The sequence below is a fragment of the Morganella morganii genome (assembly GCF_041099235.1).
In the GTDB taxonomy this organism is placed as follows: Bacteria; Pseudomonadota; Gammaproteobacteria; order Enterobacterales; family Enterobacteriaceae; genus Morganella; species Morganella morganii_E.
Genome location: NZ_JBFZSO010000009.1, coordinates 23,090 through 44,153, shown reverse-complemented (window position 1 = coordinate 44,153; position 21,064 = coordinate 23,090). Strand labels below are relative to the sequence as shown.

At 52.1% G+C, this 21,064-nt stretch carries 16 protein-coding genes; 5 read left to right on the top strand and 11 right to left on the bottom strand.

The window, feature by feature from the left end:
• Positions 1-70 precede the first annotated feature (70 nt).
• The gene (locus AB7038_RS14255; RefSeq protein WP_369453536.1) at positions 71-1,300 is read right to left on the bottom strand and encodes an MFS transporter; all 1,230 of its coding nucleotides are present in this window, start codon (positions 1,298-1,300) and stop codon (positions 71-73) included.
• A 260-nt stretch (positions 1,301-1,560) separates the two neighbouring features.
• On the opposite strand from AB7038_RS14255, the gene AB7038_RS14250 reads away from it, so the two are divergent.
• Positions 1,561-3,186, top strand: coding sequence for a mucoidy inhibitor MuiA family protein (locus AB7038_RS14250; protein WP_369453535.1), 1,626 nt, complete (start codon positions 1,561-1,563; stop codon positions 3,184-3,186).
• Positions 3,187-3,238: 52 nt separating this feature from the next.
• On the opposite strand, the gene AB7038_RS14245 is transcribed toward AB7038_RS14250, so the two are convergent.
• The 6 genes from AB7038_RS14245 to ygeW all read right to left on the bottom strand — a co-directional run bounded on the left by AB7038_RS14245 (position 3,239) and on the right by ygeW (position 9,866).
• Positions 3,239-3,493, bottom strand: coding sequence for a hypothetical protein (locus AB7038_RS14245; RefSeq protein ID WP_072872254.1), 255 nt, complete (start codon positions 3,491-3,493; stop codon positions 3,239-3,241).
• 261 nt (positions 3,494-3,754) lie between these two features.
• On the bottom strand, positions 3,755-4,687 hold the full coding sequence (gene arcC, locus AB7038_RS14240; protein WP_072872253.1) for a carbamate kinase: 933 nt from the start codon (positions 4,685-4,687) through the stop codon (positions 3,755-3,757).
• A 46-nt stretch (positions 4,688-4,733) separates the two neighbouring features.
• Complete coding sequence (hydA, locus tag AB7038_RS14235) at positions 4,734-6,125, bottom strand: dihydropyrimidinase (RefSeq protein ID WP_349419174.1); 1,392 nt, start codon at positions 6,123-6,125, stop codon at positions 4,734-4,736.
• Positions 6,126-6,179: 54 nt separating this feature from the next.
• Positions 6,180-7,397: a YgeY family selenium metabolism-linked hydrolase gene (locus tag AB7038_RS14230; protein ID WP_046892061.1), complete on the bottom strand. Its 1,218-nt coding sequence runs from the start codon at positions 7,395-7,397 to the stop codon at positions 6,180-6,182.
• Between the two features lie 19 nt (positions 7,398-7,416).
• On the bottom strand, positions 7,417-8,619 hold the full coding sequence (gene dpaL / locus AB7038_RS14225) for a diaminopropionate ammonia-lyase (RefSeq protein ID WP_072872251.1): 1,203 nt from the start codon (positions 8,617-8,619) through the stop codon (positions 7,417-7,419).
• A gap of 59 nt (positions 8,620-8,678) precedes the next feature.
• Complete coding sequence (gene ygeW / locus AB7038_RS14220) at positions 8,679-9,866, bottom strand: knotted carbamoyltransferase YgeW (RefSeq protein WP_349466434.1); 1,188 nt, start codon at positions 9,864-9,866, stop codon at positions 8,679-8,681.
• Positions 9,867-10,401: 535 nt separating this feature from the next.
• Here ygeW and AB7038_RS14215 point away from each other — a divergent pair.
• Positions 10,402-12,252 carry a sigma 54-interacting transcriptional regulator gene (locus AB7038_RS14215; protein ID WP_368890117.1) on the top strand — a complete coding sequence of 617 codons (1,851 nt, stop codon included), beginning with the start codon at positions 10,402-10,404 and terminating at the stop codon, positions 12,250-12,252.
• 72 nt (positions 12,253-12,324) lie between these two features.
• Here AB7038_RS14215 and nfsB read toward each other — a convergent pair whose 3' ends face one another.
• A complete protein-coding gene (gene nfsB, locus AB7038_RS14210; protein ID WP_369453534.1) occupies positions 12,325-12,978 on the bottom strand; it encodes an oxygen-insensitive NAD(P)H nitroreductase in 654 nt (217 codons plus the stop codon).
• 97 nt (positions 12,979-13,075) lie between these two features.
• Here nfsB and AB7038_RS14205 point away from each other — a divergent pair, with 97 nt between their 5' ends.
• On the top strand, positions 13,076-13,447 hold the full coding sequence (locus tag AB7038_RS14205) for a winged helix-turn-helix transcriptional regulator (protein ID WP_072872248.1): 372 nt from the start codon (positions 13,076-13,078) through the stop codon (positions 13,445-13,447).
• A gap of 29 nt (positions 13,448-13,476) precedes the next feature.
• Here AB7038_RS14205 and xdhC read toward each other — a convergent pair whose 3' ends face one another.
• Genes xdhC through xdhA form a run of 3 tightly spaced genes read right to left on the bottom strand, consistent with a single transcriptional unit; the run spans position 13,477 to position 17,143 of the window.
• Complete coding sequence (gene xdhC, locus AB7038_RS14200) at positions 13,477-13,956, bottom strand: xanthine dehydrogenase iron sulfur-binding subunit XdhC (RefSeq protein ID WP_025154266.1); 480 nt, start codon at positions 13,954-13,956, stop codon at positions 13,477-13,479.
• Positions 13,953-14,831, bottom strand: a complete 879-nt coding sequence (gene xdhB, locus AB7038_RS14195; RefSeq protein ID WP_072872247.1) for a xanthine dehydrogenase FAD-binding subunit XdhB — start codon at positions 14,829-14,831, stop codon at positions 13,953-13,955. The genes xdhC and xdhB overlap by 4 nt, the downstream gene beginning before the upstream one ends.
• Before the next feature lie 5 nt (positions 14,832-14,836).
• Positions 14,837-17,143 carry a xanthine dehydrogenase molybdenum-binding subunit XdhA gene (gene xdhA / locus AB7038_RS14190; RefSeq protein WP_369453533.1) on the bottom strand — a complete coding sequence of 769 codons (2,307 nt, stop codon included), beginning with the start codon at positions 17,141-17,143 and terminating at the stop codon, positions 14,837-14,839.
• Between the two features lie 944 nt (positions 17,144-18,087).
• On the opposite strand from xdhA, the gene AB7038_RS14185 reads away from it, so the two are divergent.
• Both AB7038_RS14185 and AB7038_RS14180 read left to right on the top strand, forming a co-directional pair.
• Positions 18,088-18,549 (top strand): hypothetical protein, encoded by a 462-nt coding sequence (locus tag AB7038_RS14185; RefSeq protein ID WP_004236040.1) that lies wholly within the window; start codon positions 18,088-18,090, stop codon positions 18,547-18,549.
• On the top strand, positions 18,546-21,064 hold a 2,519-nt coding region (locus tag AB7038_RS14180), incomplete at its 3' end, for a hypothetical protein (RefSeq protein WP_369453532.1). The genes AB7038_RS14185 and AB7038_RS14180, both read left to right, overlap by 4 nt.

Here is a 21,064-nt window from a genome sequence, read left to right as displayed (position 1 = left end):
GAGAAATGACCGCGATAACTATGCGCTGCATCAGGCTCTGACGGCGGAATAACCGCCGTCAGAACAGACGTCAAATGGTGCTGAGTTCGCGGTTGCGGGTTTCCGCACCGAGGAAAATAACCGCGAGAATGGCGATCACCACTGCGGCACTGAAGATCAGGAAAATCGTGCTGACAGCAAACTGATACTGAATCAGGTAACCGGCCAGCAGCGGCCCCAGTATCCCGCCTATCCGTCCGATGGCGGTGGCGGTTCCCGCACCGGTGGCGCGGACACTGTCCGGATACTGCTCCGGGGTGTAGGCGTAGAGTGCACCCCAGGCACCGAGGTTAAAGAATGAGAGCAGCATGCCGGCGATAACCAGCGCGGTGGCGGTTTCCGCGCAACTGAACGCATAAGCACTGATTGCTGTTCCGGCGAGGTAAGTGACCAGCACGAATTTGCGGCCGTAACGTTCAATCAGCCAGGCGGCACTGAAATAGCCGGGCAACTGGGCGAGTGTCATGATCAGCACATACTGGAAGCTTTTTATCAGGCTGAATCCCTTGAGGATCGCCACGCCCGGCAGCCAGAGAAAAATACCGTAATAGGAAAACACCACACAGAACCACAGGATCCACAGCATCAGGGTGGCACGGCGGTACTGCGGCGACCAGATCAGCGCCATCGATTGTGCAATGGTGAGTTTCGGGCGCTCCTGCGCGGTATAGCGGGATACCGGCTCCGGCAGTTTTGCCCGCAGCCACAGGGCATACAGCGCAGGCAGGGCGCTGAGCAGCATCGCCGTGCGCCAGCCGTAATCCGGGATAACATAATAGGCAATCAGTGCCGCAATCAGCCAGCCCACAGCCCAGAAGCTTTCCAGCAGCACGACCACACGTCCGCGTTCGTGAGGAGCCACGCTCTCACTGACCAGCGTGGAGGCCACCGGCAGTTCCCCGCCAAGCCCCATACCGATGAAAAAGCGCAGCACCAGCACCACAGCGAGCGAACCGGCGACAGCAGTCAGTCCGGATCCCAGACTGAACAGCAGCAGGGTGAGAATAAACACCGGTTTGCGGCCTTTTCTGTCTGCCATCAGACCGAAAACAAAGGCACCGACTGCCATCCCGGCGGCATTGAGACTGCCGATCCAGCCGAGCTGTGCGGCACTCAGCCCCCAGTCTGCCTGTAAGGCAGCCAGCAGAAACGCCAGCAGCCCGACATCCATGGCATCAAATGTCCAGCCCATCCCGGCTATCCATAACAGCTTGTTGCGTGAAGTGGCAGGCGCTGCCGTGTGTGTCCGGAGTGTCGTCATGGTTGCGACCTTTTTTATCCGTCAGAAGAAAGTGTGTTTAGTATACTAAACAATAAGCGTGCAAATGTTAATCATAAAATACCGTTTTAAAGAGACAGTAACATATAAAGAGCCCGGTAAACGGCGGACAGCCGCGCTTTTAGGGTTATTCCGTTATCTTCGTTACCGCAGCTGTTTTACTATGGTGTGTTATGGTGCACACAGCGGCCTGCCGGTATACGGTGCCGGAATCGTGATGATAATAATCAGGGAGTTAAGTAATGGCATTAACCTTTGGCGTTAAAAGTACCCTGCTGATCGCCGGTATGGCGGTAACAGCGGCGGCGGCGGGCAAACCGAATGTAATTGTTCAGGATGTAAAACTTAACAAAGCCACGATTTTCCTGCGCGGGGCAGAGCTGAGTAACAGCACAACACTGAATCTGCCTGCCGGTGACAGTGATGTGATCCTGACTAATGTAGCCGGAAATATTAATCCGGGCAGCTTATCCGTTATGCTGAATAATGATGATGTCATCATTCAGTCCGTCAATCTGCGCAGCGAAATTGAAAAGCCGGTGTATTCAGATGAAATCAATGCCATGAAGGCGCAGATTGAGGAGCAGGATCTGGCGATTCAGCAACTGAATATGCAGACGGAAGTGAATAATGAGCAACTGGGTCTGCTGCGGGATCAGGATTTCTTCGGCACCGGCGGAGCACCGCTGACACAGGAGCAATCCGTGCAGAAGTTGGATTTTATCCGCACTCAGATGGCAAAAATCTATGCGGAGCAGCTGGAATACTCCCGGCAAATCAAAGAAAAAACCGAAGCACTGGCACTGCTGAAAGCGCAGTATGAAGAGAAAATCACACAGTTTAAGGAGCGCCGCACGCAGCTGGTGCTGAATGTGTCCGCGAAAAAAGCGGTGACAGCGGAACTGGATATCGACTATATCACGCCGGATGCGGCCTGGGCTCCGTCCTATGATATCCGCAGCGCCGGTATGGATAAGCCGGTGACGCTGACCTACAAAGCGGATGTGATCCAGAACACCGGTATCGACTGGGATCAGGTGGAACTGGTGCTGTCATCCGCCGACCCGGTACAGAGTATTGCCCCGCCGCAACTTTATCCGCAGTATCTGTCACTGATCAATGAGTATGCGGTGATGGGTGAAATGGCGCCTGCCCCGGTAGTCATAATGGCGGAGGACAAAGATTACAGCCGTAACCGCTCAGTGAAAAAAGCCCCTGCCGGCGGGATCTCGTCGTTTGTTACCGCAGAGAGTAACGGTATCAGCCTGACATACAGCATTGATAAACCGTATTCCCTGCCATCAGTTCCGGAATCCCGTTCCCTGACCATCAAACAGACGGCGCTGGACGGAAAATACCGTTATATCACACGACCTAAGATGGACGAACATGTGTATTTACAGGCGGTTGTGGAAAACGCACCGGCGCTGAATCTGCTCAGCGGTAAGGCGAATATCTATTTTGATAACCGTTATATCGGGCAGACCTATCTCGATTCCGGCCTGATCACTAATGAGCTGGAACTGCCGTTCGGCATGAATAAAGATATTCAGGTCAGCCGTAAGGTGGACAGCAAGCTGACAAAACAGCCGGGTATTCTTGGCTCTGCGGTTGAACAGAGCGAAGGCTATATGATTACCTTATCCTCTTTTGCCAAAGCGCCGCTGGTGGTGACGGTTTATGACCAGATCCCGGTCAGTCAGGACAGCAATATCCTGGTGAAAGATGTCAAAACCGGAGAAGGGAACGTTAATAAACAGAGCGGTGAAGTGGAATGGAAAGTAGAACTGAAGCCGCAGCAGGTAATGGAACTGCCGCTGAGTTACACACTGAAATATCCGAAAGAAAAACCTGTCAGCGGTTTATAAAAAATAAAGAAAATAAAGAGGCCGGTTTCCGGCCTCTTTATTTTTCCGCAAATTAATATTTAATCCGCCGGGCTTCCTGACGGCCATCCTGTTTGGTCTGACGTTTTTCCTGACGGCAGTCATGATTACTTTTATTATCATCACGGATACAGTCACGTTTGGTATCGCGGGACTTGTCACGGGTATCCTGGCGCACATCCCGCGCCTGCTGACGTTCCCTGGATTGCTGAGTGGCATTCGCCGTACTGATAGTACAGAGTGAGGCAAAGAGCGTAACAATAAGTGCGGTTTTTAATCCGGTTTTCATACATTATTTCCTGTTTTTTTATGAAAAAGGCAATAGCAGTCCGTTGCTGTTATTAAAAACAACAAGAGCATGGTTTTATATTTTTCCGGTACGGACAGCGCGGCGTTATTAAAATAACGGATGGAATAATGCTATTAAAAGCGGATTGTCATAGCAAGATAAAATATCCGGAACGCACATATGGCAATGTTTACGGGATATTGATGCGGCGGGGAAATAATAACGGCCGGGAAGCCCGGCCGTTATATCAAAAAAGGAAGATTAATCGCCGATAACAGTACCGGTTTTACCCTCAATACCATCTTTGGCTTTATTCAGTAAAGTAATCAGTGCTTTGCGGCCTTTTTTGCTGCGGCTGAAAGAGAGCGCTGCTTCCACTTTCGGTAACATGGAACCCGGTGCAAAATGTTTCTCATCGATATAACGCTGTGCATCTGCAGATGTCAGTTTGTCCAGCCACTGCTCGTTTGGTTTGCCGAAGTTGATGGCAATTTTTTCCACGGCGGTCAGGATAATCAGCATATCCGCATCGATCATCTCCGCCAGTTTGGCGCTCGCCCAGTCTTTGTCGATAACCGCATTGGCACCGTGCAGTTTGTTACCGTCACGGATCACCGGAATACCGCCGCCGCCGACAGTGATCACCAGCTGATCAGCATCCAGCATGGCTTTGACGGTTTCTTTTTCAATAATATCAACCGGTTTTGGTGATGACACCACGCGGCGGTAACCACGGCCCGCATCTTCGCGCATCTCAAACCCTTTCTTGCTCAGAGCTTCCGCTTCTTCTTTGCTGTAGAACGCGCCGATAGGTTTGGTCGGGTTTTTAAATGACGGATCCGCCGCATCGACTTCCACCTGTGTCACGATGGTGGCAACCGGCTTATTGATCCCCCGGTTCAGCAGCTCTTCACGCAGTGCATTCTGCAAATCGTAACCGATATATCCCTGGCTCAGTGCCACACAGACTGACATCGGCAGAACCGGCGATTTGGCTTCGGTTTTGCTGGCCGCCTCAAATGCGCCGGTTATCATCCCCACCTGCGGGCCGTTGCCGTGTGTGACCACAACGCGGTATCCCTGAGCAATCAGGTCGGCAATCACGACAGAGGTGGTTCTGACGGCAACCATCTGTCCCGGAAGATCATTTCCCAGTGCGTTGCCGCCCAGTGCTAATACGATTGTTTTTTTCATCCTTTTTTACCCGTAATGAATTAGTTGAAACGATAATCGGAAAAAATTAATAACACCGGTGCGGAGCCTTAAACGGACGGCGTTTCAGGAAACGGCCGCGGCCGGGTTCAGCAGTAAATTCGCCGTCACGGTAAACAATATCACCGTGCGACAGTGTGCAGCGGATTGCGCCCTGTACCGTCATGCCTTCGTACGGGCTGTAGTCCGCGTTATCATGCAGATCCGCATGGCGGATAGTGGTTTCCTGCGCCGGGTCGATAATGGTGATATCACCGTCTGCGCCCGGGCGGATCACGCCTTTTTCCGGCCAGATACCAAACAGTTTTGCCGGCATCGCACTGGTAAGGGAAACAAAGTGTTCCGGTGAAATCCGTCCCTGCATCACGCCTGCGGAAAACAACAGTAACATACGGTTCTCAACCCCCGGCAGGCCGTTCGGACAGCGGGTGAAATTCCCGCCGGACAGCGCCAGGCGCTGCTGATACGGGAAGGTGCAGTGGTCAGTGGCGACCACATCAATCGCGCCGTCATCAATACCCAGCCACAGAGCATCGGCTTCCCGGCGGTTACGCAGCGGCGGGCTGAGAATAAATTTCAGACCATCATCACGCTCATAACAGCGCTCATCAAGGAACAGATACTGCGGACAGGTTTCTATCCAGACCGGCTGATGGCGGGCTTTCGCCATCTTCAGGTAATCGAGACCCAATCCGTTGGAAAGATGAACGATATAGAGCGGGGCATTGCCGCAGATATGCGCCAGATTAATCATCCGGCCTATCGCTTCAGCCTCACATTCCGCGGGGCGGCTCAAGGCATGGAAAATCGGCGAGGTCTGTCCTTTCTTCACAAACTCTGCTTTGCGCTGCGCTATCACCGCATCATTTTCCGGATGCACGGTGGTCAGCGCCCCGGCGTGGTTAAGCTGTTGCAGGGCACGTAAAATATCCGGATCATCCAGCTTGTACTGATAGGTCAGATAGAGTTTGAAGCTGCTGATCCCGTCCGCCACCATCAGCGGAATTTCATTTAAAATATCGTCGTTGATATGCTGGATCACGCCGTGAAAACTGTAATCGATAACGGCGCGTCCTTTGGCGTAGCGGTGATAATTCTCAAGCTGGTGGTGCAGTGAACAACCCGCCGGACCAAATCCCATATGATCGATAATGGTGGTGGTACCGCCGCAGGCTGCCGCACGCGTGCCGGTGTAAAAATCATCACAGCTGCGGGCAAGGCCGACATCAATATTAAAATGGGTATGAACATCAATACCGCCGGGAAAAACATAACATCCCTGTGCATCAATAACGCGGTCATCTGTCTCCGGTGCAATGTCCGGTGCAACCTGTGAGATCAGGCCGTTTTCAATCAGAACATCCTGCCGGTATTGTCCGTCCGCATTGACAACGGTGCCGTTGATAATCAGTGTGCGCATAGGGGGTACTCCTGAAAAAGCCCCGCACATCAGTACGGGGCCGGTAAGACAAGATTATTTTTTCAGTTCAGCCATGTAGCTTAACGGAATGGCCGCATACATTGCCGCACAGGTCACCAGGTGATCTTTCCAGGTTTTTTCGTTTGGTGCGTGAGCTTCAGGCTCTTTGCCCGGACCAAAACCGATAACCGGAATGCCGTGACGACCCATGATAGAAACACCGTTGGTGGAGAAAGTCCACTTATCAACAACCGGCTCTTTGTTGAACAGGCCGCGGTAAGCGCGATCCAGTGTCTTCACGGTGAAGTGATCTTCTTCCACTTTCCAGGTCGGGAAGTAGCACTCTGTCGGATAGACCAGACCGGTCCAGGAGGCACGCTCATAGGTGTACATAGAAACCACGCCTTTCGCGGCTTTGACAGCCGGTAATGCGCGGATTTCGTCCAGTGCGCCTTCCCAGGTTTCGCCCCAGGTCAGACGGCGGTCGATAGAGACTGCGCAGCTGTCAGCAACCGCACAGCGGCTTGGTGAGGTGTAGAAAATTTCAGAAACAGTCAGTGTGCCCTGGCCGAGGAAATCGTCGTGTGCCAGACGTTTTGACAGTTCCTGTAACTCGCCCAGAATCGGCCCCATTTTGAAGATTGCGTTATCGCCGCGCTCCGGTGCGGAGCCGTGGCAGCTGATCCCCGGAACATCAATGCGGATTTCCATACGGCCGCGCTGGCCGCGGTAAATCTGGCAGTCAGTCGGTTCGGTACTGACCACGAATTCCGGTCTGATTTTGTCCTGCTCGATGATGTACTGCCAGCACAGACCATCACAGTCTTCTTCCTGAACAGTCCCGGTCACCAGCAGAGTGTACTGATCTTCCAGACCTAAATCTTTGATGATTTTTCCCGCATAGACCATAGACGCCATGCCGCCTTCCTGGTCAGAGGTACCGCGTCCGCCGATGATTTCGTCGTTTTCCATACCTTCGTACGGGTCGAATTCCCAGTTTTTGATGTTACCGATACCCACGGTATCGATATGCGCATCCATGGCGATCAGGTGCGGACCGTGACCGATATAGCCCAGAATGTTCCCCATCGGGTCGATATCCACTTTATCAAAGCCGACTTTTTCCATCTCTTCTTTGATGCGGTGAATCACGCGTTTTTCGTCGCAGCTTTCGCTGGGAATTGCCACCATATCGCGCAGAAAACGGGTCATATCTTTTTTATAGTGTTCAGCTTTTTTGACAATTTCATCAAACGGGATTTGCTTAGCCATATTTCAATACTCCAATTAGTTAATATTTCTGCGCCGGGTTTTTACCTTCCCAGACAACTTCACGGTAATGTTTGGTATCGGTGTCACCTTCGGTGTTGATCACGAGGATGACGGAATCACTGTTCAGGCCGAGTTTTGCCATCAGTTCCGCACGTTCCGGATGATAGTTAACCGCTGCCAGCACGCCGAGACCGACCGCACCGGATTCACCGGAAATCACACGATTGTCTCCGCCGTACGGGTTGCCGAGGACACGCATGCCGAGGGCGGCCACCGCATCTTCACAGGAAATAAACTGTGTCGCGCAGTTACGCATCAGATCCCAGCCGATAGGGTTCGGCTCGCCGCAGGCCAGACCCGCCATGATGGTGGCCATATCGCCGCCGACATTGACGATTTCGCCTTTCAGGCTGGAACGGTAGAGACAGTCAGCCAGATCCGGCTCGACAATAATGGAATGCAGATCTTTTGCCCCGAACTCATCGACCAGATAGCCCAGCACACCGCCGGCCATCGCACCCACACCGGCCTGTAACAGCACATGGGTCGGACGCTGAATTTTCATCTCTTTCATCTGAGCAACGGCTTCGGCAGCCAGCGTGGTGTAGCCCTGCATAATCCAGGTCGGGATCTTGGTGTAGCCTTCGCAGGCGGTATCCTGGACCACGATCCAGCCGTGTTTTTTGGCATTTTCCATGGTGAGACGGACGGTATCGTCGTAGTTCATATCTGTGACGATACACTCCGCCCCGAGGCCGGTAATGTGATTCACACGTTCCTGTGCGGAGCCTTTCGGCATGTACACCACCGCTTTCTGACCGAGTGCGCGTGCCGCCCAGGCCACACCGCGGCCGTGGTTGCCGTCAGTAGTGGTGGCGAACGTCATTTTTTCAGTCAGGGTGCTTTTGAGTTTCTCGAAAGAGAAATCGTTAATATCCATGTTGTACTTTTCGCACAACAGGTGGGCGATAGCATAAGAGCCGCCCAGAATTTTGAATGCATTCAGATCAAAACGCTGTGACTCATCTTTCACCAGGATATTACGCACACCGAACAGGGCGGCGAGATCTTTCATGTCATACAGTGGTGTCGGATGGTAACCCGTAATTTTCTCATGAAACTTCAGCGCTTTATGTGCTTCTTCACGGGAAAAAAGCGGGGAGTGTTTGCCGTTGAAATAACGGTTATCTGAAATATCTAACTTCAGTGAGAAGACAGACATAGAGCCTCACCTCATATCATCGGGAAAAGAACCCGGCCGGTGACGGCCGGGATCCGGATTTATAAAATACGTTTACGTGCGTTTTTCAGCAGTTGCTCAAGAACCGGGGCAGGCTGCGGGAATTTGCGGGCCAGAATCATGGCGGAGATGATATACGGCTTCCAGCTGGCTTCTTTGTAAGTGGCGATACGGTATTTCTCGAATACAGCCTCTTCCACTTCCCCTTCCTTACAGGAAACACCGGTGATATCCGCAGGCAGACAGTGCATGTACAGCGCTTCACCGTCTTTGGTCAGCTTCATCATCTCTTCAGTACAATGCCAGTCTTTGTGGTTGGCATTCTGAGCCAGGCAGCGCTGCTCAAGGGCTTTCAGGCCGTCATGGTCATTGGCGCGCAGCAGTTCGGTACGCTGTTCCATGACTTTGTAAGGTGCCCAGGATTTCGGATACACGATATCCGCATCTTTGAACGCTTCTTCCATCGATGTAACCTGCTTAAAGCTGCCGCCGGACTGTTTGGCGTTATTTTTCGCCACATCGATAACGTCAGGGATCAGGTCATAACCTTCCGGATGTGCCAGCGTCACGTCCATACCGTAGCGGGTCATCAGACCGATGATGCCCTGCGGTACAGACAGTGGTTTACCGTAGCTTGGTGAATACGCCCAGGTCATGGCGATTTTTTTGCCTTTCAGGTTTTCCAGTGAACCGAAATGCTCACGTAGCCAGGCCAGGTCAGCCATAGATTGTGTCGGGTGGTCGATATCACACTGCAGGTTAACCAGCGCAGGACGCTGCGGCAGAACGCCTTCCTCAAAACCTTCATCCAGTGCCGCACCCACTTCACGCATATAGGCGTTACCGGCACCGAGGTACATATCGTCACGGATACCGATGGCATCCGCACAGAATGAAATCATGTTGGCCGTTTCACGCACGGTTTCGCCGTGAGCAATCTGAGACTTACCTTCGTCGAGGTCCTGCTGGGCCAGGCCGAGCATATTCAGTGCAGAAGCATAAGAGAAACGGGTACGGGTGGAGTTGTCACGGAAAACAGAGATGCCAAGGCCATTTGTGAATACGTTGGTTGCGATGTTATCGGCACGCAGCCCTTTCAGTGCGGCTGCAATATCAAGCACCATCGTCAGTTCATCCTGACTCTGTTCCCAGGTAAGTAAAAAATCCTTTTGATGAAGATTCGATTTCAGTCTGGCGATATCTTTCAATAATTCATTAACGTTTTTCATCTTTAAATCCTATGTGAAATGGCCGGTGACAATTGAATATGCAGTGAGAAGAAGGCATTTCTGCATGTGTACTGTGACTATTAACAATAAGCATGCCAAATCAGCCGGAATGATCTGCCGGGGGTGAAATGCAGGGCGGATTCGGGAGGGTGATCACAATTATCAGGGGCTGGAGGCTGGATTATGTGTGACAAATGCGAATAAAAGTTATTTTCAGCAAGGGTGAAAAGTCACCGGGATCAGACCGGTGAGAGGGCGGAACCGCCGGAAGCGGGGCCAGAATGATAAACACCCCGGCGGATTTATCATATTGATAAAATAGAGTGACGGAGATTCCAGTTTCATTATCAAATCTGAAGAAAAGTGTGATTTTTGTACATACGTTTGAGTTTCGGTGATAAAGATCTGGCAATCTTGTGCTATCAACGGGTGATAATTCAGCTCGTTGATAAATAACTATAATAAAATCATGAATTTGTCGCGTTATGAACTTTCTTTTAGATATGTCGTTTTAAGAGCATAGGAAGTCGTAAGCATGATCACTGAAAAATCACCATCTGTGCTGATGCAGATACAGCCGACGATTGTTCACTTCAGCAAAATGCTCGCCAGTGTGTTACAGCTTGATGTTGAAATCGTTGATGACAAACTGACAAGGATTGCCGGAACAGGGCTGTTTAACCAGCACCTCGGACATCGTCTGACCAATAATTCCCAGTTGCTCCGCTATGTACTGGATACCAAAAAAGAAAAGATAGTCACGCACTCCTGTTTTGATCCGCTCTGCCTCAATTGCGCGGATAAAGATAACTGTAAGGAGAAAGCGTTTATCGGTACACCGATCATCTTTCAGGATCGCTGTATCGGGGTTATCAGCCTGGTGGCTGTCACCTCTGAACAGCAGGAGCGGATCCGGGATAACATCCATGACTTCTCGGATTATGTGCAGCATATTTCCAATATTTTTGTGGCTAAGCTGCTGGATGAACAGGAAGGCCGTAATGCCGCACAGAAGGTATTACTGAGCCTGATAGAGTTTATGGATCAGGGCGTTCTGATCCTGGATGAGGCAAACCACCTGAAATTTGCCAATCCGCATGCTCTTAAGATCCTCAATGTCCCGCATGAAAAGATTTCCGGCAAAACCATTGCCATCCGTCCGCTGACCTATTTCAAGAGTCTGAACCGCGGGCATTTACAGCATATTGTCTCCTGGGAAGGGGAGAGTAATATTATTATCGGGCAGCTCCATGTGGTTAACGGCTGTCAGATGTTCCTGATGGCGTTCCATCAGTCTCACGCGGCGATTGATATGAATGAAGTGCGCCGTGATGAGAACGGATTACTGATTGAACACCTGGTCGGGGAATCCGAACCTATCCGTCAGCTGAAACACCTGATTTCCCGCGTGGCACCGAGCCCGTCGAGTATTCTCGTCACCGGCGAGAGCGGCACCGGTAAAGAAGTGGTGGCGCGGGCTATCCATAAGCTGAGTAACCGCAGTGAAAAACCGTTTATTGCCATCAACTGTGCAGCGATACCGGAGCAGTTACTGGAAAGTGAATTGTTCGGTTATGTGAAAGGCGCGTTCACCGGTGCGTCCGCCAACGGAAAACAGGGGCTGATTCAGGCGGCGGATAAAGGCACGCTGTTCCTGGATGAAATCGGCGATATGCCGCTGATTGTTCAGGCGAAATTATTGCGTGCGATAGAATCACGCGAAGTGCAGCCGATTGGCTCAAGCCGGACCATCCCGGTCGATATCCGGATTGTGTCCGCGACCAACCAGAATCTGGAACAGTTTGTCAGTGAAGGCAAATTCCGCGAGGATCTCTATTACCGCCTCAATGTTATCCCGATTGCCCTGCCGCCGCTGCGTGAGCGTCACGGCGACGTGGATCTGCTGGTGCACCATTTCCTCAATGTGCATACCAAACGTCTTGGTCTGGTGTATCCGGGCATTTCGGATGAGGTGATGGCGGTCATTAATGCATGGCCGTGGCCGGGCAACCTGCGTGAGCTGAGTAACCTGGTGGAATATCTGGTCAACGTAGTACCGCCGGGTGAGGTGATTGATATCTCACTGCTGCCGCCGAACTTTGCCAGACATGCGGCGCAGATGATAAGCGGTACTGCCGCACCGGTTCAGAACAGCGGGGATATCCACCGCAGCGAAATTACCATTCCGGTCAGAAGCGTACCTGCGGCAGCAGCGGATGAGGATCCGGCACTGCACGGGGAAACCATGCTGGAAGAGATGGAAAAACAGATGATCCGCGAAGCACTGCAGCGCTATGACAACAAGCGTCAGGCGGCAGAGGAGCTGGGGATCGGCATCGCCACACTGTACCGGAAGATTAAGAAGTATGAGTTAGCCGCCGGGTAGCCATAAGCGGAAGAAAAAGAAGATGTGTGCCAAAGCCGCACGGATGTCATCCATCCCTGCGGCTTTTTTGTATCAGATAACCGTCATGATCTGGTCTTCCGGCAGCCGGGATTTCGGCAGAACAGCATTATAGTCATCTTCACTGCGGTAACCGAGCGATACGACCGCCACCGGTGCCAGTCCTTTGGCGGATAAACCGAATTCCGTATCCAGGATATTAAAATCCATTCCTTCCATCGGAACAGCATCAACACCCAGTGCGGACGCACCCAGCAGCAATGTCCCCATGTTCAGGAAAACCTGTTTTGCCGCCCAGTGCGGCAGATCACCGAGTGTCTCTTTATGGAGATTAACAAAGAAAGTCCGGCCGCCGTTGTTCATCGCTTTGTGCTCCGGCGTGGCGTAACGGCCATCTTTGTCTTCCTGTTCCAGCACGCTGTTCATGTAGGCTTCATCAACATCTGTTTTTGCGCACAGCAGCACAACATGAGAGGCATCGGTGATTTTGGCGGTATTAAATTCAAAGCCCGGGCGGGTGGATGCGGCGATCCGGTTTTTCCCTTCCTCGCTGGCCGCAATAATAAAATGCCATGGCTGGATATTGACGCTGGACGGGCTGTAGCGCAGCAATGTTTTGATACTGTTCATCACCTCATCACTGATTTTTTTCGCCGGATCAAAGGATTTGGTGGAATAACGCTGCATTACAGCCTGAGTGATGGTCATGATGACGTCCTTATAAGGTAATTTACATTCACCGGCGCAATGATAAACTATGATATGTTTTTAACAAGTACGTACATTTTTGGTATATAGGTACAAAATGGATACTGTCAGAAAGACGCGTTATGAATCGTATGCCTACGAAGCCTGTCCGGTTGAGGCAACACTGGAAATGATGGGCGGGAAGGGCAAGGGAATGATCCTTTACCATCTGATAAGCGGCATCAAACGCTTTAACGAGCTGAAACGGCTTCTGATATTTATTACTCCGCGTATGCTGACAAAACAGTTACGGGAGCTTGAGATGGCGGGGCTTATCCACCGCAAGGTCTATGCGGAGGTGCCGCCGAAAGTGGAATACAGCCTGACGGATGCCGGGCAGTCGCTGGTGCCGATCTTACTGATGCTGAAAAGCTGGGGGGAAGAACATGCCCTGCCGGTACTTTTACAGCAGCAGACACCGCAACCCTGACGCCGGGCGCGGTATCTGTTTTCTGCGGTTTACTGATTACGCTGGAGTTTATCCGTTGCATTGGCAACCATCTGATAACCGGTGCAGCGGCACAGGTTACCGGCCAGGCCGTGGCGGATCTGACGGATAGTGAGCGTCTGCCCTTTGTGTTTTTCCAGCAGGGCGGTGGTCATCATAATCAGGCCGGGGGTGCAGAATCCGCACTGTACCGCGCCGCTGTCCGCATAAGCCTGCTGTACCGCAGACGGTTTACCGTGCTTCATCTCACCTTCGGCGGTGCGGATCTGCTTACCGTCCGCCCAGACCGCCAGATAGAGGCAGGTATCCACCGCGATACCGTCGATAAGTACCGTGCAGGCACCGCACTCGCCGACAGAACAACCGTGTTTGACACTGATAAGTCCCTGCTCACGCAGGACATCGGACAGCCGTGCTGCCGGTGACACCGTCAGTTCCCGTACCTGTCCGTTGAGTGTGCAGCTGATGGTTTTCCATTCTTTGATATTCATGCGATTTTTTCTCCCAGACGTTCAGCCGCCGCGCGGATCACCCGCTCGCTCAGGACGCGGATCAGGTGTAAACGGAACTCTTTCTCTGCCCGCCATGACGTGCGCGGTGCCACATCCTGTTCAATAGCCTGACTGACGGCTTTCAGGGTATCTGCGGTGACCGGTTTTCCGATCGCAGCCGCTTCCGCGTGTTCACAGCGGACCGGTGTCGGTGCGGCAACCCCGAAGGCGAGGCGCAGTTCCTCAAAACGTCCTTCTCTGATATCACACAGTGCCGCGCAGTTAATGGTGGCGATATCCATCGCGCCGCGCATGGCATATTTGTAAGCAGCGGAGCCTTTACCGCGGTAATTCTCCGGTGAGAAATGGAACGCGATCAGCAATTCACCCGGTTCAAAGGCCACTTTACCCGGACCGGTATGGAAGCCTCGCAGTGGTCTGCGGCGGATGCCGTCCGGGGTGGCTATCTCCAGCTCTGCCTGATAAATCAGGGACGGACAGGCGGAGTCGCCGCTGGTGGCGCCGTTACAGATATTGCCGCCGTAAGTGGCAACGTTGCGGATCTGCGGTCCGGCAATGGTGGCTGCCGCTTCACTCAGTGCGGGCAGGCACTTGTTGATCACCGGGCTGTCAATCAGTTCGGAGAAGGTGGTCGCGGAGCCGATACGGATATGTCCCGCATCATCACAGCTGATCCCGCGCAGCTCCGGCAAATCATGGATATCCACAATACGGCGGAAGCGTTCATTAAGGTGATGAAGCTGGATCAGCACATCTGTTCCGCCCGCCAGCAATCTGGCCTGCGGATCCGCCGTCAGCAGTGAGACGGCATGTGCGACACTCTCCGCGCGGTGATAAGTTTCAAAATCATACATGGCAGTTACCCCCTGATAAGCCCGGCATTAACAAATTCCCGGTACAGCCGTTTTGGTGTCAGCGGGATAGTATTGACAGAAATACCCGTCGCCATACGCACGGCGTTACGGATAGCGGCAGCCGGCGCAATAATCGGCGGCTCACCCAGGGACTTATGGCCGTAAGCAGACTGCGGCTCGTAGGTTTCGACAAACCCGCACTCCAGATCCGGCAGATCAACCATGGTCGGCATTTTGTAGTCGAGCAGATTCGGGTTATGAACAACCCCGGATTTCTCGTTGATCAGCATCTCTTCAAACAGCGCCCAGCCGATCCCCATCCCCATCCCGCCGTGGACCTGGCCTTCTGCCAGCTGCGGGTTCAGGATCCGGCCGGAATCGTGCATATTGATGATCCGGTTAATGGTCACCTGGCACATCGGAATATCCACGGTGACATCCACAAAAGTACAGCCGAAGGCCGGCGGGTTAGTCTGTGTTTTATGAGAGGATTCAGCAGAGAGCTGGCCGCCGATCTCCTGATGATAAAAACTGTGCATTGCCACTTCCGAGACGGTGGTAACAACCACGTCCGGCTGCGCCTCAAGCACGACATTGCCGTCGAGAATGGTCATATTAAACGCGGCCTGGTGTGTCATCAGCGAAGCGTGATCGAGGATTTTCTGCCGCAGTGACAGTGCCGCTTCTTTCAGCGCCGGTGCGGTGACATAACTCTGCCGTGACGCGAACGCGCCCGGGTCAAACGGCGTGATATCCGTATCCTGGGTGGAGATCATCTGAATGGTACTGACCGGTACGCCGAGGGTTTCCGCCACCATCTGCGAGAACACGGTATCCGAGCCCTGGCCGATTTCTGTCGCGCCGACCTGCACATTGATATTACCGTCCTGGTTCATCAGCAGACGGGCACTGGCGATTTCCACGCCGACCGGATAGGTATTGGATGAATAGCTGAAACAGGCCACACCGACACCCCGGCGGATATCCCCGCGTGTTGCCAGCGCCTCTGCTTTGCGCTCATCCCAGCCAAACAGTTCTTTGCCGCGCTTCAGGCACTCAATCAGCCCTGCACTGTAAATGGTTTTCTTATTGACCGGGTTGCAGTCACCGGACCGTGCCGCATTGCGCAGACGAATATCCACCGGGTCAATATTCAGCTGTGCGGCGGCATCATCCATCAGGCATTCAAGAGCGAACGTGACCTGTGGTGCCCCGTAGCCGCGCATTGCGCCCGCTGACGGATAGTTGGTATAGACGGTGGCGGCGGAATAGCCGTAATCGCAGCGCGGATACAGGTACGGGATTTTATTCCCGCCCGCTGCTGCGATGGAGTGCCCGTGAGAGGCATAGCCGCCGGTATTGGACAGAACATCAAGATGATAACCGTTCAGTGTGCCGTCGGCAGTCAGCCCCATCTCCGCATCAATATGGAAGGCGTGACGGGTGCGCGAGGCAAAGAAACACTCTTCGCGGCTCAGCTCCACTTTCACCGGAATACCGCCGAGTTTCAGGGTCAGCCAGGCGGCCATCGGCTCTTCCAGCACGTCCTGTTTATTACCGAAACCACCGCCGATATACGGCTTAATCACACGGATATGCGACCACGGCATATCCAGCGCCTGGCCTATCACACGGCGTACAATGTGCGGGATCTGGGTACTCGACACCACGGAAATCTTATTATCCGCTTCCTGCCAGGCGTAGCAGGTGACGCCTTCCATATGGCAGTGCTGGACCACCGGGGTATCAAAATGGCCGCGGAACTGAAACGGCGACTGACTGACTGTCGCTCTGGCGCTTTCCGCATTGATTGCGGTACGTTTCAGCAGGTTGCCGCAGCTGTGGATTTGCGGGGCATCTGCGGCCAGTGCCGCTTCCGGTGAAGTGATAACCGGTAGTTCGTCATAAGTGACGCTGATGAGCGCCGCCGCTTTTTCGGCGGTCAGTTCATCACGGGCAACCACAATCGCCACACCGTCGCCGTGGTGGCGCACATGGCGGTTCAGCAGCAGGCGGTCTGCCACGTCGCGTTTGGCCGGTTCCAGAGACCAGGCGTGACCGGCAGTGGCGAACGGGATCTGCGGCACATCGTCACAGGTGAATACCGCGACCACACCCGGCATGGCGAGCGCCTGTGACGCATCAACGGATGTTACCATCCCGTGGGCAATGGAACTGCGGACGTATTTGGCGTAGTGCATACCCGGCATCGGCAGATCATCCGTGTAGCGCGCCCGCCCTGATGTTTTACTCAGGGCATCAACGCGCAGGTAAGGCGTACCCAGCGCGCGTTTTCCGACTGCTTCAGACATTATTATTTCTCCGGCTTCAGGAAAAAGTAAGCATGCATAAAAACAAGCAATAAATACGCCAGCAGAGAGAAAAACAGCAATTTATCGGGGGATTTGTGACTGAGGTAAAAAAAATAAGGGTGTCCGGCAGGAAACAGCGGATTTTCCTGTCCTGCTTTCTCTCATATTGAGAGAAAAATGTGTCTGTATTGATAATCGCGGAGTACCGCAGAAGCAGAATGATAATTTATAGTTTGATAGCGTTACTAATCATATAATGTGTAATAAACCTGATAAATTCTGTTGCTTTTAAATTATAAGAAGATAATAGATTACTAAGAAAATAATGATAATGAACGGCCTGAAAAAAGGACCTGAATCCCGGTCGCATAATTGAAAAAAAGAGAATCCATAACGGAATTATTCCTTTATACTGCCGTGAATCATCCGGGATAACAGCGGGTTATGTATTTGTTCTGTATCTGTCATTTTATTTTCATATTTACAGAATGGTTGTCTGCGGCGGTTAATCGATTTTATTCGCGAATAAGATATAATGCCGCCTCAGGTACAGCTGTGCTTATATTCTTTTTATGACAGACAGATACCGGGTGATACTTATTTTTAAGACTTGTTACAAACTGTCCGGCAAATATCCCGGTACCGTTTTGTAAGGTAAACTGACTAATTTATGTTCTCGGCCTGTAAAAACAGACCGGCAGAGCAGAATAATAACGAAGCCAAATCGTTGACGCTGACAAGCGTGAAAATTCAGATTGTGCGGCTGCAGTAAGGTGTTCGGATAACAAAAAACGAATAGTTCAGACTCGCCCGCGACGTAGTGTATGTTACATAAGCCTGAGTTGTGACACGTCAGAGTTTATTTTCCACGGCTCTGGCTATACAATTGGTGCCTATTTTTGCACAACGCAGCAGTGGCCAAATTATTACTCTAAGGTGAAACTATGTTATCCAAGACAGCACTGAACAAAATGGCGGGGATACTCCTGTTGGGAGGCGTTGTAACCCTGTCCGGCTGTTCATTAACGACACCCTCTGCGCCGAAGCCTGCGGCACAACCGGTTCAGCCGGCGGAGCAGGAGCCGGTGAGAACGACTGCACCTTTGCCAAGACCTGAATTGCAGCAACCCTCCGGACAGATTTCGCCTGAGCTGAGTATGTGTGTTAAAGAACTCGACTCGCTCAAAACTATCTCTCCGAAAGATTACAGTCAGATGGTCGCCGGTTTCAGCGAAATCAGCCAGATCAACAGACTGTATCGTCAGCTCGAAAGAACCGCCAGCCCGGATACGCTTAAATTACTGAAGATGTCGATTGAAGCGAAAACCAAAGTGATGTGTGCACAGGTTCGTTATTATTCTGTTCTGTCTATTGAGAATACCCTGGAGAAGGTTAACGGGTTATGAGACTGAACATCAGGTTGTGTATTACTGTTGCATTGTTTGCGGCAGTGCAACCGGCAACTGCATCTGAATTTAATCAGGTTATTGAAGATTTTGACCGTTATATTCAGACTGAAAAAGCATCAGGCAATTTTCCGGTATCAGTACAGCAACCTGACCGGTCTCCCGCAAAACGGGTTACACCGCCGGTAAATACGGCGGGTCAGGCCACTCAGTCACAGCGTCAGGGCACACGTAAAGCTGCCCGCACAGGTAAACGCACTGTTTCGTCCGCGCAGGAAAGCCGGACACAAACTGCTGCCGCACAGAAAACGGACACAACAACCCCGGGGATCTCCGTACCGGCACAATGTGAAAATATTGTGGTCAGGGAACCGGTTGTTGTGACAAATCCTGTTCCGATCGGATACCCGCAGTGGTCTCCGGCGTATCTGGTCCGTGACAGCCAGAAATGGGGCGGAAACCACCGGGGATTTGTGTTCTCACCTGTTCCTTCCCGCATGACCTCCTCACTGACTCTCACACCGGAAGTCCTGTTTACCATTTTGGGTGAACCTTTCCGTTCAATGACGTATTTCTCTGATCTGCCGCTGACGGTTGCCCGTGTGCTGAAACCGGAAACCTGGTTTACGCCGTCGGATCCGCAGAAACAGCTGCGCCTCACCCGCCTGAAATTACAGGATGTGAAGCGTGAACTTGCGTCACTGAACGAAAAGTACCGGAATGTTCAGCGTGATTATGAACAGGCGCTCGCGGCTATTGCGAAAAAAGAAACAGAGCTGAAAAACCTGACTCTGGCAAATAATGAGTTACAGGCTGCGGCAAAAGGCGATAACGCCAAACTGACCGCAGAGCTGGAACAGAACCGCAAAACGATTGATTCACTCAATCAGCAGATAAGTGAAAACCTGGCGCGTTTTGGTCAGGCGGAAAGTCAGGTCACGACCCTGACAGCCGAAAAAGCCGATCTTGAAAAACAGATTGCGGCACTGAATAAAGAAAAAGCGCTGGCAGATAAAAACCTGGCGTTGCTGGAAAGCAAAAATGCCGATATGGCAAAAATCACGCAGAAGCTGACAGAGCTGGAAAAACAGCTGGCTCAGCGGGATGCGGAAAAACAGCAGCTGAGTGACAAAATCCTCGCACTGACCGGTGAAAACAGCAAACAGAGTGATGCGCTGAAAAAAGACCTGACAGCGCTGGCGGCAGAAAAAGCCGCACTGGAAAAACAGATTACCGGGCTGAAATCCGATAATGCACAGGCGGAAAAAAATCTTGCGCTGTTGCAGGATAAAAATGCCGGTATGGCAAAAATTACGCAGAAGCTGACCGAACTGGAAAAACAATTACAGGCTCAGGATGCGGAAAAACAACGCCTGACAGCAAAACTGCAATCTCAGGAAACTGAAAACGGCAAACAGTCAGCCGATCTGGAAAAACGGATCACTGCGCTGACTGCGGATAAATCCGCGCTTGAAAAACAGGTTGCACAGCTGAATTCAGAGAAAAACCGGGCTGACGAGAACCTCGCGCTGCTCGGCAGTAAAAATGCCGATCTCGCAAAAATTACGCAACAGCTGACGGCAACAGAAAGTAAGCTGAAACAAAGTGATACCGAAAAACTGGCACTGACCGCACAACTGGCGGAGCAGGGCAGTAAAAGTGCGAAACAGAGTGAAGCGCTGAAAAAATCCCTCGACGGACTGACGGCAGAAAAAGCGGCACTGGAAAAACAGATCACTGCACTGACCGCAGATAAAAGCAGCGCCTCAGCCAAAAATACTGAACTGCTGAATGCGAAAACAGCGGAAATGCAGAAAACCGCCGCACAGGTTGCTGAGCTGGAAAAACAGCTGAAAGCAAGTACGGCGGAAAAACAGCGTATCGCGCTTGAATTACTGCAGAAAACCACCGATAACCAGCAGCAGAATGCGCAGCTGCAAAAAGATCTGACCGCACTGACTGCAGATAAAGCAGCGCTGACCGGGCAAATCACCCGGCTGACCGAAGAGCAGGCACTGGCTGAAAAAAATATCGCGCAGCTGAGCAGTAAAAATGCCGATATGACAAAAATGGTTCAGCAACTGAATACGCTGGAACAGCAACTGAAACAGCGTGATACAGAAAAACAGGCACTGGCGGCACAGATTGCAGCCGGTAATGCTGACAATGATAAACAGAGTGCCCAACTGAAAAAAGAGCTCGCCTCCCTGGCAGCCGATAAAACCGCGCTGGAAAAACAGATTGTACAGCTGACGGCAGATAAAGCGCAGTCAGAGAAAAATGCGGCGCTGCTGAGTGACAAAAATGCTGATCTGGCGAAAGTCACCCGCAACCTGAGCGATACTGAGCAGAAGCTGAAAAACGCGGAAACAGAAAAGCAGAAGCTTGCGGAACAGTTGGCCGGTCAGAACAAAGACGCGGCAGCACAGAGTGACAAGCTGAAAAAAGAGCTCGCCTCCCTGGCAGCCGATAAAACCGCGCTGGAAAAACAGATTGTACAGCTGACGGCAGATAA

What these genes read in the sequence shown, in the direction of transcription:
- AB7038_RS14255 (WP_369453536.1), bottom strand. Translation starts at nt 1,300, where the DNA reads ATGACGACACTCCGGACACACACGGCAGCGCCTGCCACTTCACGCAAC.
- AB7038_RS14250 (WP_369453535.1), top strand. Translation starts at nt 1,561, where the DNA reads ATGGCATTAACCTTTGGCGTTAAAAGTACCCTGCTGATCGCCGGTATG.
- AB7038_RS14245 (WP_072872254.1), bottom strand. Translation starts at nt 3,493, where the DNA reads ATGAAAACCGGATTAAAAACCGCACTTATTGTTACGCTCTTTGCCTCA.
- arcC (WP_072872253.1), bottom strand. Translation starts at nt 4,687, where the DNA reads ATGAAAAAAACAATCGTATTAGCACTGGGCGGCAACGCACTGGGAAAT.
- hydA (WP_349419174.1), bottom strand. Translation starts at nt 6,125, where the DNA reads ATGCGCACACTGATTATCAACGGCACCGTTGTCAATGCGGACGGACAA.
- AB7038_RS14230 (WP_046892061.1), bottom strand. Translation starts at nt 7,397, where the DNA reads ATGGCTAAGCAAATCCCGTTTGATGAAATTGTCAAAAAAGCTGAACAC.
- dpaL (WP_072872251.1), bottom strand. Translation starts at nt 8,619, where the DNA reads ATGTCTGTCTTCTCACTGAAGTTAGATATTTCAGATAACCGTTATTTC.
- ygeW (WP_349466434.1), bottom strand. Translation starts at nt 9,866, where the DNA reads ATGAAAAACGTTAATGAATTATTGAAAGATATCGCCAGACTGAAATCG.
- AB7038_RS14215 (WP_368890117.1), top strand. Translation starts at nt 10,402, where the DNA reads ATGATCACTGAAAAATCACCATCTGTGCTGATGCAGATACAGCCGACG.
- nfsB (WP_369453534.1), bottom strand. Translation starts at nt 12,978, where the DNA reads ATGACCATCACTCAGGCTGTAATGCAGCGTTATTCCACCAAATCCTTT.
- AB7038_RS14205 (WP_072872248.1), top strand. Translation starts at nt 13,076, where the DNA reads ATGGATACTGTCAGAAAGACGCGTTATGAATCGTATGCCTACGAAGCC.
- xdhC (WP_025154266.1), bottom strand. Translation starts at nt 13,956, where the DNA reads ATGAATATCAAAGAATGGAAAACCATCAGCTGCACACTCAACGGACAG.
- xdhB (WP_072872247.1), bottom strand. Translation starts at nt 14,831, where the DNA reads ATGTATGATTTTGAAACTTATCACCGCGCGGAGAGTGTCGCACATGCC.
- xdhA (WP_369453533.1), bottom strand. Translation starts at nt 17,143, where the DNA reads ATGTCTGAAGCAGTCGGAAAACGCGCGCTGGGTACGCCTTACCTGCGC.
- AB7038_RS14185 (WP_004236040.1), top strand. Translation starts at nt 18,088, where the DNA reads ATGTTATCCAAGACAGCACTGAACAAAATGGCGGGGATACTCCTGTTG.